The sequence below is a fragment of the Streptomyces coerulescens genome (assembly GCF_042657965.1).
GTDB classification, from domain to species: Bacteria; Actinomycetota; Actinomycetes; order Streptomycetales; family Streptomycetaceae; genus Streptomyces; species Streptomyces coerulescens.
In genome coordinates, this window is record NZ_JBHSKM010000002.1 from 617340 (window position 1) to 630393 (window position 13054).

Here is a 13054-nt window from a genome sequence, read left to right on the forward strand (position 1 = left end):
GTCGTCGTGCCGCGGTGGGGGGTTGCGGGGCGTCCAGCGGGAAACGTGCCGTCATCTGCGGACGTCGCCGGAACCGGAACCGGAGCCGGAGCTGAAGCCGGAGCCGGGGTCGGAGCCGGGGTCGGGGTCCGGAGCCGGAGCCGGGGTCCGGAGCCGGAGCCGGGGTCCGGAGCCGGAGCCGGGGTCCGGAGCCGGAGCCGGGATCCTGAGCCGGAGCCGGGATCCTGAGCCGGATCCGGAGCGGCACTGTCCCGTCGCCCTGCGACGGGCGCGGTCGCGCGCTCCGCGCCGAACGGCCTGACATACCCCGGCCGTCCCTCCTGCCCGCCGCCTTCCCGGCTTCCCGGATTCCCGGCTCCCCGGCCTTCCGGATTCCCGGCTCCCCGGCTCCCCGGTTTCCCGGCTCCCCGGTTTCCCGGCCTTCCGGCTTCCCGGCTTCCCCGTTTCCCGGCCTTCCGGCTTCCCGGCTTCCCGGCTTCCCGGCCTTCCGGCTTCCCGGCTTCCCCGTTTCCCGGCCTTCCGGCTTCCCGGCTTCCGGAACCCGACGCCCGCCCCGTGCCCCTGCGCTCTCGGACTCCGGGCACCCGGCCGCAGCCGCACCGGCAGCTCGTCCGCATGCCGGTACCGAGGCCGGTGCCGGCGCCGAAGCCGGTGCCGGCCCGCTCCGCCGGACGCTCCCGGCCCTGCCCGACGGGCCCCTCAACCGCGTCGGGCAGGGAGCGCCTCACTTGAAGCCGGTGGACATGTACTGGTCGACGTTCTCCTTGTCGACGACCGCCGAGTAGAGCGTGATCGAGGCGGGGATCTCGAACTCGGCCATACCGCCGACGCCCTTGCCCTGGCCCAGCGCACGGGCCAGGTCGATGGCGGACGCGGCCATGGTCGGCGGGTAGAGCACCGTCGCCTTGAGCACGCCGTCGTCCTGCTTGATGGCCTGGAAGGCGGACAGCGCGCCGGCGCCGCCGACCATCAGGAAGTCGTCGCGCCCGGCCTGCTCGATGGCCCGCAGCGCACCCACACCCTGGTCGTCGTCGTGGTTCCACAGGGCGTCGAACTTCGACTGGGCCTGCAGCAGTTGCGCCATCTTGGCCTGGCCGGACTCCACCGTGAACTCGGCGGCCTGGCGGGCCACCTTCTTGATGTTGGGGTAGTTCTTCAGCGCGTCGTCGAAGCCCTGGGTGCGCTGCTTGGTCAGCTCCAGGTTGTCAAGACCGGCCAGCTCGATGACCTTGGCGTCCGCCTTGTCCTTGAGCTTCTCGCCGATGTAGTGACCGGCGTTGAGGCCCATGCCGTAGTTGTCGCCGCCGATCCAGCAGCGGTACGCCTGCGGGGTGTTGAAGATCCGGTCGAGGTTGATGACCGGGATCCCGGCGCGCATCGCCTTCAGGCCGACCTGGGTGAGCGCCTTGCCGTCGGCGGGCAGCACCACCAGGACGTCGACCTTCTTGTTGATCAGTGTCTCGATCTGGCCGATCTGCGCGGCGGTGTCGTTCGACCCCTCGGTGATCTCCAGGGTGACGTCGGAGTACTTCTTCGCCCGGCTCTTGGCGTTGTCGTTGATCGCGTTGAGCCAGCCGTGGTCGGCCTGCGGACCGGCGAAGCCGATCGTGACCTCCTTGCCGGGCTTGTCGTCGGCGGCCGGCTGGTCGTTCGCGGCCGGCTCGTCGCTGGACTCGTTGCTCGTGCAACCCACGAGGAGGGCGCCGGCACCTATGGCGGCGGTCCCGAACAGCAGCCCTCTGCGACTGGTGAGCTCTGGCATGGCGGTGAACCTTTCCTCAGGTCGTGCTCGGGGGTGGCGGTACGACCCTCAGGTCGTGCTCGCGGTACGGCGCTGGACCAGCACGGCGGCGACGATGATCGCGCCCTTGGCGATCTGCTGGACGTCGCTCTGCAGGTTGTTCAGGGCGAAGATGTTGGTGATCGTGGTGAAGATCAGGACACCGAGCACGGAGCCGACGATGGTGCCGCGACCGCCGGTGAGCAGGGTGCCGCCGATGATCGCGGCGGCGATGGCGTCGAGTTCGTAGAGGTTGCCGTTGGTGTTCTGGCCGGAGCCGGACAGGATGATCAGCAGGAAGGCGGCGATGCCGCAGCACAGTCCGGACAGCAGGTAGAGGTAGAGGCGCTGGCGGCGTACGTCGATGCCGGCGAGGCGGGCCGCCTCCGCGTTGCCGCCGACGGCGACCGAGCGCCGTCCGAAGGTCGTGCGGTTCAGGACCAGCCAGCCGATGATCGTCACGACCGCGAACACCATGACCAGCGGCGGGATGCCGAGGACGTACGCGTCACGCTCACCGAGGTCCAGTACCGACGGCACCGTGACGATCTGCGTCTTGCCGTCCGTGATCTGGAGGGCCAGTCCGCGGGCGGAGGCCAGCATGGCCAGCGTGGCGATGAACGGGACCATCGCGCCGTACGCGATCAGCATTCCGTTGACCAGGCCGCATCCCACACCGACGATCACCGCCGTGAAGAGGATGCCGGCGAAGCCGTACTCCTGGGTCGCCACCGTCGTCGCCCACACCGAGGCCAGCGCGACGATCGCGCCGACGGACAGGTCGATGCCGCCGGAGATGATGACGAAGGTCATGCCGACGGTGACGACCCCGATCACGGAGGCCTGGGTGAGGACGAGTTGGAGGTTGCGGGTGTCCAGGAACTCGTCCGGCTTGGTGATGCCGCCGATGACGATCAGCGCGGCGAGGACGCCGAGCAGGGAGAGCGTGCGCACGTCGGCGTGGGCCATCAGGCCGCGCCAGGCGGGTGGTCCGTCGGCCGACTGCACCTTGCCGGTGCTGTCCCGCGGCGGGGAGGCGTGCTGCGTCATGACGCCGGGCTTCCTTCCATGACGAGGTCGAGTACGCGGTGTTCGTCGAGTTCACGCGCGGGCGCCGTGTGTACGACACGGCCCTCGCGCAGCACCAGGACGCGGTCGGCGAGGCCCAGCACCTCGGGCACCTCGCTGGAGACCAGCAGCACGGCGAGGCCTTCGTCGGCCAGCCGCCGCACGACCGCGTAGAGTTCGGCCCGCGCGCCGACGTCGACGCCGCGGGTGGGTTCGTCGAGCAGCAGGACCCGGCAGCCGCGCAGCAGCCAGCGGGCCAGGACGGCCTTCTGCTGGTTGCCGCCGGAGAGGGTGCGCACGGGCACCGACGGGTTGTCGGGCCGTAGCGACAGTTCGCGGGTCGCGGCGCGCGCCGCCCCGAGCTCGGCCGCGCGATCGATCCAACCGCCGCGCGAGAAGCGGGACATGGAGGACACCGACACATTGCGGGTGACGGACTCCAGCATCAGCAGCGCCTGTGCCTTGCGTTCCTCGGGGGCGAGCCCGAGGCCCGCGCGCACGGCGGCGCGCACGCTGCCGGGCTTCAGCGCCCGCCCGGCCACGAGGACCTGCCCGGCGCTGGGTTTGCGGGCGCCGTAGATCGTCTCCAGGATCTCCGAGCGTCCCGAGCCGACGAGTCCGGCGAGCCCGACGATCTCCCCGGGCCGCACGGTCAGGTCCAGGGACTCGAACTCGCCGTCCCGGGCGAGCCCGCGGACCTCCAGCAGCGGCTCGCCGCCGGTCGCGTCCTCTGCGGGCCGCTCGGGGAAGACGTACTCGACGTTGCGTCCCGTCATCATCGCCACGACGTCACGCGTCGGCGTCGACTTCGCCGGGAGCCCGCCGGCCACGGCCCGCCCGTCCTTCAGCACGGTCACCCGGTCGCCGATCCGGCGGATCTCCTCCAGGCGGTGCGAGATGTAGACGACGGCGACTCCGGCGGCTGTCAGGTCGCCGACGATGCGGAAGAGGTTGTCGACCTCGTCCGGGTCGAGGGCGGCGGACGGCTCGTCCATCACGATCAGCCGTACGTCGTGGGAGAGCGCCCGCGCCATGGAGACGATCTGCTGCTGGGCCGCCGACAGCTCCCCGACCAGGCGGCCCGGGTCGATCTCGGGATGTCCAAGTCGCTTGAGAAGCTGGGCAGTTGATGCCCGTGCGGCCTTTCCGCGTACGACGAAACCGGCGGCCGTGGGTTCATGGCCGAGGTGGACGTTCTCGGCGACCGACAGGTGCTCGACGAGGTCGAGTTCCTGGTAGATGGTGGCGATGCCGAGGCGCATCGCGGCGATCGGTGAGCGGAGGGTGACCTCCTCGCCGCGCCAGCGGATGGTGCCGGTGTCGGGCTGGTGGGCGCCGGCCAGGACCTTGATGAGGGTGGACTTGCCTGCGCCGTTCTGGCCGAGCAGACAGTGCACTTCACCGGCCTGGACGTCGAGGTCGACGCCGTCGAGGGCGCGGACTCCGGGGAACGACTTGGTGATGCCGTTCATGCTGAGCAGCGGTGGTTCTGGTGCCATGAGGTCCCCTTGGCGGGCGTGCGGGCCGGTTTCAGGGCGGGGCGAGGCAGAGCAGGGCAAGGGCAGGGCAGGGCTGAGCGCTGTGCGGGGTGCTGTTTCGGTGAGCCGTGCGGTGTTCGGTGCGCCGTGCGGTGTTCAGTGAGCCGTGCGGACTGAGTGGCTTACGCGGGTGAGAACAGGTGGTCGCTGATGAGCCGGGCCGCGCCGATGACTCCGGCGGTGGGGCCCAACTCGCCGAGGACGATGGGGAGGTTGCCGGTCGCGAGCGGCAGCGACTGGCGGTAGACCTGGGTGCGGATCGCGGCGAGCAGGTTGTGGCCCAGGCCGGTCACCCCGCCGCCGATCACTACCAGGCCGGGGTTGAAGAAGCTGACGAGTCCGGCGATGACCTGGCCGACGCGGTTGCCGCCCTCGCGGATCAGGTCGAGTGCGGTGGCGTCTCCGGCGGCGGCCGCGGCGGCGACGTCGACGGCGGTGAGCGTGCCGTTCGCCTCAAGCCGCGAGGCGAGTTCCTCGGACAGTCCCTGCTGGGCCGCCTCCACGGCGTCCCGGGCGAGGGCCGCCCCGCTGAAGTGGGCCTCCAGACAGCCTCGGTTGCCGCAGGCGCAGGGGCGGCCGTCGGGCACGGCCTGGATGTGCCCGATGTCGCCCGCGCTGCCGGTGACACCGCGGTGGACGTCACCGCCCGCGACGATGCCGCAGCCGATGCCGGTGCCGATCTTGACGCAGAGGAAGTCGCCCACGGAGCGTGCGACGCCCGCGTGCTGTTCCCCCATCGCCATGAGGTTCACGTCGTTGTCGACCATGACCGGGCAGCCGAGTTCCTGACTGAGCGCCTCCCGCACAGGAAAGCCGTCCCAGCCCGGCATGATCGGCGGAGCCACCGGGACGCCCTCGGGGAAGCGGACCGGTCCCGGGACGCCGATGCCGGCGCCGTCGAAACCCTCCGCGAGCCCGGTGGCCCTCAACTTCGCTGCCATGGACAGGACTTGCTCGAAGACCGCGACGGGGCCCTCGCGTACGTCCATGGGCTGGTTGAGGTGGCCGAGGATCTCCAGCTCGGGGTTGGTGACGGCCACGTCGACCGAGGTCGCGCCGATGTCGACGCCGAGGAAGCGCAGGTCGGGGTTGAGCCGGATGTTGTGCGACCGGCGGCCACCGCGGGAGGCGGCGAGTCCGTCGGCCACGGCCAGCCCCGTCTCCAGCAGACGGTCCACCTCCACGGCCAGCTTGGACCGTGAGAGATCGATCTGATCGCCCAGCTGGGCCCGGGAGTTGGGCCCGCCGTCGCGCAGCAGCCTGAGCAGCTTGGCCTGATGACCGTTAGCGGGTCGCGCCGTCATACGTCTCACGAGCCCCTCCCCGCCTCAATCGGCCTGAGCGCGCCGGGTTTCGGCCACATCCCGTGACCTGCTTTCGAGGGGAACGTAGCAGTGGGCGCCGGGAGTGGGAAGAACTTGAGCAGAGATTGCCATCAACTTTCTCCACTCACAGGACAAAGGCAGCCTCCGGGGCACGATGGGGGCGTCGTTTGGCTACGCTTTCCCTGCCCACAACAGGTGCTTTGGGGGGAGCGCGAATGGCTCAGGGATCCACGGCCGACGAACCGACGCCGACGACGACGCCCCGGTCCGGGGGCTCGGCCGACCCGGGCCCGGGCTATGCGATGGGCCTGGCGAACGGCTCGTACGACTGGTACCACGGCGCCGCCGTCAGAGCGCGCCGCAATTTCCGGCTCTCCGAGACCCTGCTACTGCTCGTTTCGGCCGCGATCCCGGTCTCGGCGGTTCTGTGGTCCGGGACCGCCGAGATCCCCGCCGTCCTGGGCGGCATCGTCGTGGTGATCACCGGTCTGCGCTCGGTCTTTCACTGGCACGACGACTACCTGCGCTTCACCGAGGCCCGTGAGGCGGTCGAGGCGGAACGCCGTCTCTACTACACGGGGGCGGAGCCGTACGCCGTCCCCGAGACCCGCGACCAGGCACTCGCGGCCGCCGTCACCCGCATCGAACAGCGGGAGATGGGCACTTGGGTGCAATTGGCAAGCCCCCGCACGGAGCCCACGGGGCCCAACGTGCTGCCTTGACCGTGACCGGCGCGATCCTGAACACCGCGCCCGGGTCCCACGGCGACTACGACAGCTCGGCCTCGGTCAGGAGTTGCCCCGCGCGTGGTACGAGCGCCGTGTGTGCTCCGTGTGTTCGCGCATCAGCTGGGTGGCCTGCTGTTCGTCGCGGGCGGTGATCGCGGCGATCATGCCGCGGTGTTCGATCCAGGACTGGTGGCCGCGCTGGCGGGCGACCGGGGTGTAGTACCAGCGGACGCGGCGGTCGACCTGGGCGGCGAGTTCGGCGAGGACCGTGTTGCCGGCGAGCTCCATGATCTTCGCGTGGAAGCGGGCGTTGAGGGCCACGGCGGCGTCCACGTCGTCGGCGGCGACGGCCTTCTCGCCCTCCGTGCACAGCTGCTCCAGGGCCTTGATGCCGGCGCTGTCCGTATGGGCCGCGGCGAGCCGGGCCGCCTCGGCCTCCAGGAGGGTGCGGACGGTGAGGAGCTGGTCGGCCTCCTCCTCCGTCGGCTCGTGCACGAACGCGCCCTGCGCGGGCCGCAGATCCACCCAGCCCTCGGTGTTCAGCCGCTGCAGTGCCTCCCGCACCGGCTGACGCGACACGCCGAGGTGACCTGCCAGTTCACTCTCGACCAGATGCTGGCCGGGCTGGAGGGCGCGGGTCGTGATGAGTTCGAGCAGTGCCTCGTAGACACGGTCGCGCAGCGGGCCGGGCCGTTCGAGCTTGGGCACCGCACCCTGCGGCAGTCCTGTCGACAACATCGGTTCCCCTCCTGGGCGAACGCCGGGCGACTGCATCCCGTAGCCGATCGTCACTGAAAGCCAGTACTGATTGTCTTTCGTCTACAGTCTACGGCGCACAAAGGCCAGGGAAGCGAGGAGTTGGCCACATCACACAGACATCAGGGACAGCGGACGACCTGTCCGGCGTACGACAGGTTCCCACCGAATCCGAACAGCAGCACCGGGTCCCCGCCGGAGATCCGCCCCTGCTCCACCAGCTTGGACAGCGCCAGCGGAATGCTCGCCGCCGAGGTGTTCCCGGACTCGGAGACATCGCGTGCGACCACGGCGTTGACCGCGCCGAGCTTCTCGGCGAGGGGTTCGATGATGCGCAGGTTGGCCTGGTGCAGGACCACCCCGGCGAGGTCCTCGGGCGCGAGACCCGCCCGCTCGCAGGCCCGGCGGGCGATGGCCGGCAGCTGCGTGGTCGCCCAGCGGTAGACGCTCTGCCCCTCCTGCGCGAACCGCGCGGGCTGCCCCTCGATGCGCACCGCGTGCCCCATCTCGGGCACCGAGCCCCACAGCACCGGCCCGATGCCGGCGTCCTCGGACGCCTCCACGACGGCCGCCCCGGCACCGTCCCCGACCAGCACACAGGTCGTGCGGTCGCTCCAGTCGGTCACGTCGGACATCTTGTCGGCGCCGATCACCAGCGCCCGCGTCGCCGCCCCCGCCCGCACGGCATGGTCGGCGGTGGCCAGGGCGTGGGTGAAACCGGCACAGACGACGTTGACGTCCATCGCGGCGGGCGACGGGATGCCGAGCCGGGCGGCGACCCGCGCGGCCATGTTCGGGGACCGGTCGATCGCGGTGGAGGTGGCGACCAGGACCAGGTCGATGTCACCGGGCGTGAGCCCCGCCGCCGCGAGCGCCTTGGCGGCGGCGTGGCCGGCGAGCTCGTCGACGGGCTCGTCGGGTCCGGCGATGTGGCGCGTACGGATGCCCACCCGAGACGTGATCCACTCGTCACTGGTGTCGACCATGCCCGCCAGGTCCTCGTTGGTGAGCACCCTGGCGGGCTGATAGTGGCCGACTGCGGCGATGCGCGAGCCGTTCATCGTTGGTGATCCCCTCGAACCTCGGGTAGCGGGATTCACCAGTCTGATCAGTGACTCACGGGTACGGCGGCACGTGATGCCACAGGAATCGAGCGTCCGCATTGTCAGCTTCCATCAGATCCTCGGACGCCCGGACAACTCCCGAACGCCTACCCGGTGAACAGCTGCGTCGCCTTCTGTACGAGTTCGTAGAGCCCGTAGGCGAGCGGCACGCCCACCCAGACCCAGGCGAAGGCGATCAGTCCCCGCCGGTCGGGCGGAGGGCTACTGCTGTCGCTGGACATCCGCGGCCTCCTTATCCGCTTGCGCCGGCACCGGGACGTGATGGCGTGGGTGGACGGGCCGGACGAGTTCGTTGGCGACGAAGCCGACGACGAGCAGCCCGATCATGATGAACAGGGACAGGGTGTACAGGGACGAGCCGTCCTTGCCCGCCTCCTCCTGCCGGTCGGCGATCCAGTTCACGATCAGCGGTCCGAGGACGCCTGCCGTGGACCAGGCGGTGAGCAGCCGCCCATGGATGGCACCGACCTGGTAGGTACCGAAGAGGTCCTTCAGATAGGCGGGGATCGTCGCGAAGCCGCCGCCGTAGAAGGACAGGATCACCAGCGCGCACAGGATGAACAGCGGCTTGGAGGAGTCGCCGGCCAGCGCGATCAGGCCGTACATCAGCGCGCCCGCGCCCAGATACAGCCGGTAGACGTTCTTGCGCCCGATCAGGTCGGAGGTCGAGGACCAGCCGATCCGGCCCGCCATGTTGGCGGCGGACAGCAGGGCGACGAAGCCGGCCGCGGCCGACGCCGACACCGGGGTGGAGGTGTTCGCGAAGAAGTCCGTGATCATGGGCGCGGCCTTCTCCAGGATGCCGATGCCCGCGGTCACGTTCATGCAGAGCACGATCCACAGGCACCAGAACTGCGGGGTGCGGATCGCCTGTTTCGCGCTCACCTGCGGGCCGGTGGGGGCTTGTCGCGCCCCCGCGGCGGTAGCCGCAGATTCAACACCGTCCCGCGCCCCTGGGTCAGTTCTCGGCACCCGAATCAAGAGGACACCCAGCGACATGAACACCGCGTACGACAGCCCGTGCACCAGGAACGCCACGGCGATCCCGGAGCTGTCGCTGCCGAACGACTCCAGCATCTGTGCCGACCAGGGGGAGGCGATGAGCGCGCCGCCGCCGAAGCCCATGATCGCGATGCCGGTGGCCATGCCGGGCCGGTCGGGAAACCACTTGATCAGGGTGGAGACCGGTGAGATGTAGCCGATGCCGAGGCCTATGCCGCCGACGAAACCGTAGCCGAGGACGATCAGCCAGTACTGCTCGGTGGCCGCGCCGAGAGCGGAGAGCAGGAAGCCGGAGGAGAAGCAGATCAGGGCGACCGTCATGGCCCAGCGCGGACCGTTGCGTTCGACCAGCGTGCCGCCGAACGCGGCGGACAGGCCGAGCATGACGATGCCGAGCTGGAAGGGCAGGGCGCTCTGGGTGCCGCTGAGGCCGAGCGCGGATTCGAGCGGCGGCTTGAACACGCTCCAGGCGTAGGCCTGGCCGATGGACAGATGAACCGAGAGAGCGGCGGGCGGAACCAGCCAGCGGCTCCATCCCGGGGGCGCGAGCGGTGGACTCATGATCCCGCACGGTAGGGACGGGCAAGTCCGTTGAGAAGTCGGCGCGTCGACCGTATGCGGTGAGCGGTATGCAGAACGCGACGAACGGTCGAACACTGTCCGGAAGGCTGCGCCCGAGGCCGGGCGCAAAGCCTTGGCGAAGGCCGTGCGCGAACTCTTGCTGACCCCTTATCCATACTGTAGACAATATTCCGTCGACAGGATTCGGCCCCCAACCGGCCGGTCTCAGAACTTCCCAGCCACCTCCGCGGTACTCCCTCGACCGAACGGAGCGTTCCGAAGTGAAAGTTGCAGTCCTCGGCGCCGGTGCCATCGGCGCCTACGTCGGAGCCGCGCTGCATCGCGCCGGTGCCGACGTGCACCTGATCGCCCGTGGACCGCATCTCGCGGCCATGAGGCAGCACGGAGTGCGCGTGCTCAGTCCGCGCGGTGACTTCACCGCCCGTGCCCACGCCACCGACGACCCGGCCGAGATCGGCCCGGTCGACTTCGTCTTCCTGGGCCTGAAGGCCAACTCGTACGCGGCGTGCGGGCCGCTGATCGAACCACTGTTGCACGAGACGACGGCCGTCGTGGCCGCGCAGAACGGCATCCCCTGGTGGTACTTCCACCGCCACGGCGGACCCCACGACGGCCATCGCGTCGAGAGCGTGGACCCGGACGGCACGGTCAGTGCGGTGCTCGCCCCCGAACGGGCCATCGGCTGCGTGGTCTACGCGGCCACCGAGCTCGAAGGCCCGGGTGTCGTACGGCACCTGGAAGGCACCCGGTTCTCCATCGGCGAGCCCGACCGCAGCGTGTCCAAGCGCTGTCTGGACCTCAGCGAGGCCATGATCGCCGGCGGTCTGAAGTGCCCGGTCGAACCCGACCTGCGCAACGACATCTGGCTCAAGCTGCTCGGCAACATCTCCTTCAACCCGATCAGCGCGCTGGCCCGCGCCACCATGCGGCAGATGTGTCTGCACGGCGGCACCCGCAAGGTCATCGAGATCATGATGACCGAGACGCTCTCGGTCGCCGAGGCCCTCGGCTGCGAGGTCGGCATCTCCATAGAACGCCGCCTCGCGGGCGCCGAGAAGGTCGGCGACCACCGCACCTCCACGCTCCAGGACCTGGAGCGCGGCAAACCGCTCGAACTCGACGTACTCCTCGCTGCGGTCGTCGAGTTGGCGGAGATCACCGGCGTGGAGGTGCCCACCCTGCGCACCGTGCACGCCATCTCGGACCTGCTCGCGCTGAGGAGCGCCGCATGAGGAAACGGCAACCGAAGAACTACACCCGGCTGACCCACCCGCTCGTCCGCGACTCCCGCGACGAGCCGTTCCGGCCGGCGACCTGGGAGGAGGCCCTGGACCGGGCGGCCGCCGGACTGGCCCGCAACCGGGGCGCCTTCGGCATGTTCTCCTGCGCCCGGGCCACCAACGAGATGAACTACGTGGCGCAGAAGTTCGCCCGCGTCGTCATGGCCACCAACAACGTCGACTCCTGCAACCGCACCTGTCACGCGCCCAGCGTGGCCGGTCTGTCGGCGGCGTTCGGCTCGGGCGGCGGCACCTCCTCCTACGAGGAGATCGAGCACACCGACGTCATCGTGATGTGGGGCTCCAACGCCCGCTTCGCGCACCCGATCTTCTTCCAGCACGTGCTCAAGGGCATCAGGAACGGCGCCCGGATGTACGCCGTCGACCCGCGCCGCACCTCCACCGCCGAGTGGGCGGAGAGCTGGATGGGGCTCAACGTCGGCACCGACATCCCGATGGCGCACGCGATCGGCCGCGAGATCATCCACGCGGGCCTGGCGAACGAGGCGTTCATCGAGCGGGCGACCAGCGGCTTCGAGGAGTACAAGGCACTCGTCGAGCCCTGGACGCTGTCGCTGGCCGAGAAGGTGACGGGCGTACCGGCCGCCGCCATAAAGGAGCTGGCCCACGCCTACGCCCGCGCCGAGCGCGCCCAGCTGTGCTGGACCCTCGGCATCACCGAGCACCACAACGGCACCGACAACGTCCGCGCGCTGATCAACCTGTCGCTGCTGACCGGGCACGTCGGACGCTTCGGCAGCGGGCTGCAGCCCCTGCGCGGGCAGAACAACGTGCAGGGCGGCGGCGACATGGGCGCGATCCCCAACCGGCTGCCCGGCTTCCAGGACATCCTGGACCCGGATACCCGGCTGAAGTTCGAGTCGGCCTGGGACACCGTCATCCAGCCCCACTACGGCCTCAACCTCACCGAGATGTTCGAGGCGATGGAGGACGGCGACCTCAAAGCCGTCTACTGCATCGGCGAGAACCCGGCGCAGTCGGAGGCGGACAGCGAGCAGGCCGTACGGCGCATGCGGCAGCTGGACTTCCTCGTCGTCCAGGACATCTTCCTGACGAAGACGGCCGAACTCGCCGACGTCATCCTCCCGGCGACCGCCGGCTGGGCCGAGACCGACGGCACCACCACCAACAGCGAGCGCCGGGTCCAGCGGGTGCGCCGGGCGGTCACCCCGCCCGGCGAGGCGCGCGAGGACATCGACATCATCTGCGAGCTGGCGGGACGCCTCGGCCACGAGTGGAAGTACGCCGACTCCGAGGCCGTCTGGAACGAGCTGCGCTCGGTCTCCCCGGACCACTACGGGATGACGTACCACCGCCTGGAGGAACACCAGGGCATCCAGTGGCCGTGCCCGAGCACCGACCGGCTCGAACCGAGCTATCTGCACGGCCGGCTGTGGGAGAGCGACCCGGCCGAGCGCGGCATGCCGGCGCCGTTCGGGCTCGTCCAGCACGATCCGCCGGTCGACCTGACCGACGAGGAGTACCCGGTCCGGCTCACCACGGGGCGACGGCTGGACTCCTACAACACCGGTGTACAGAGCGGGAGTTTCGCCTCCCCGCTCAGGCGCGGCGAGTACGTCGAGCTCAGCCCGGAGGACGCCGAACGGTACGGGGTCGTCGTCGGCGAGGAGGTCCAGGTGACCTCGCGGCGCGGCACGGTCGTCGCGCCGGTGTGGGTCGACACGGCGCTGCGGCCCGGGCTCGCCTTCATGACCATGCACTTTCCCGACGAGGTGGACACCAACCAGCTGACGATCGAGGCGAACTGCCCGATCGCGGGGACGGCGGAGTTCAAGGCGTCGGCGATCCGGATCGAGAAGCTCCCCGTCGCAACCATCGTGAGGTGACAT

General features: G+C 70.1%; 11 protein-coding genes. 3 read left to right on the plus strand and 8 right to left on the minus strand.

Features of this window, described 5'->3' with window-relative positions; genetic code table 11:
- Window positions 1-724: 724 nt before the first annotated feature.
- The 4 genes from ACFPQ9_RS04240 to ACFPQ9_RS04255 form a co-directional block, all read right to left on the minus strand.
- Window positions 725-1762: a substrate-binding domain-containing protein gene (locus ACFPQ9_RS04240; protein ID WP_380846677.1), complete on the minus strand. Its 1038-nt coding sequence runs from the start codon at window positions 1760-1762 to the stop codon at window positions 725-727.
- Between the two features lie 48 nt (window positions 1763-1810).
- A complete protein-coding gene (locus tag ACFPQ9_RS04245) occupies window positions 1811-2830 on the minus strand; it encodes an ABC transporter permease (RefSeq protein WP_380846680.1) in 1020 nt (339 codons plus the stop codon).
- Window positions 2827-4347 carry a sugar ABC transporter ATP-binding protein gene (locus tag ACFPQ9_RS04250; protein ID WP_380846683.1) on the minus strand — a complete coding sequence of 507 codons (1521 nt, stop codon included), beginning with the start codon at window positions 4345-4347 and terminating at the stop codon, window positions 2827-2829. Before ACFPQ9_RS04250 ends, ACFPQ9_RS04245 begins: the two co-directional genes overlap by 4 nt.
- A 161-nt stretch (window positions 4348-4508) precedes the next feature.
- Window positions 4509-5690 carry an ROK family protein gene (locus tag ACFPQ9_RS04255; protein WP_380848399.1) on the minus strand — a complete coding sequence of 394 codons (1182 nt, stop codon included), beginning with the start codon at window positions 5688-5690 and terminating at the stop codon, window positions 4509-4511.
- A gap of 236 nt (window positions 5691-5926) precedes the next feature.
- Between ACFPQ9_RS04255 and ACFPQ9_RS04260 the strand changes: the two genes are divergently transcribed.
- Window positions 5927-6433, plus strand: coding sequence for a DUF4231 domain-containing protein (locus ACFPQ9_RS04260; protein ID WP_380846686.1), 507 nt, complete (start codon window positions 5927-5929; stop codon window positions 6431-6433).
- Between the two features lie 66 nt (window positions 6434-6499).
- Here the strand turns inward: ACFPQ9_RS04260 and ACFPQ9_RS04265 are convergent, their stop codons facing one another.
- The 4 genes from ACFPQ9_RS04265 to ACFPQ9_RS04280 all read right to left on the minus strand — a co-directional run bounded on the left by ACFPQ9_RS04265 (window position 6500) and on the right by ACFPQ9_RS04280 (window position 9882).
- On the minus strand, window positions 6500-7177 hold the full coding sequence (locus ACFPQ9_RS04265) for a GntR family transcriptional regulator (RefSeq protein ID WP_380846689.1): 678 nt from the start codon (window positions 7175-7177) through the stop codon (window positions 6500-6502).
- Between the two features lie 140 nt (window positions 7178-7317).
- Window positions 7318-8256, minus strand: coding sequence for a beta-ketoacyl-ACP synthase III (locus ACFPQ9_RS04270; RefSeq protein ID WP_380846692.1), 939 nt, complete (start codon window positions 8254-8256; stop codon window positions 7318-7320).
- A 149-nt stretch (window positions 8257-8405) separates the two neighbouring features.
- Entirely contained in the window at window positions 8406-8540 is a 135-nt protein-coding gene (locus tag ACFPQ9_RS04275) for an MFS transporter small subunit (protein WP_271666792.1), read from the minus strand.
- Entirely contained in the window at window positions 8521-9882 is a 1362-nt protein-coding gene (locus ACFPQ9_RS04280; RefSeq protein ID WP_380846697.1) for an OFA family MFS transporter, read from the minus strand. The genes ACFPQ9_RS04275 and ACFPQ9_RS04280 overlap by 20 nt, the downstream gene beginning before the upstream one ends.
- A gap of 281 nt (window positions 9883-10163) precedes the next feature.
- Here ACFPQ9_RS04280 and ACFPQ9_RS04285 point away from each other — a divergent pair, with 281 nt between their 5' ends.
- Together ACFPQ9_RS04285 and ACFPQ9_RS04290 are read left to right on the plus strand one after the other, a co-directional pair.
- Window positions 10164-11135, plus strand: a complete 972-nt coding sequence (locus ACFPQ9_RS04285; RefSeq protein WP_380846700.1) for a 2-dehydropantoate 2-reductase — start codon at window positions 10164-10166, stop codon at window positions 11133-11135.
- Complete coding sequence (locus tag ACFPQ9_RS04290) at window positions 11132-13051, plus strand: molybdopterin oxidoreductase family protein (protein ID WP_380846703.1); 1920 nt, start codon at window positions 11132-11134, stop codon at window positions 13049-13051. Before ACFPQ9_RS04285 ends, ACFPQ9_RS04290 begins: the two co-directional genes overlap by 4 nt.
- The last annotated feature ends 3 nt before the right edge of the window (window positions 13052-13054 follow it).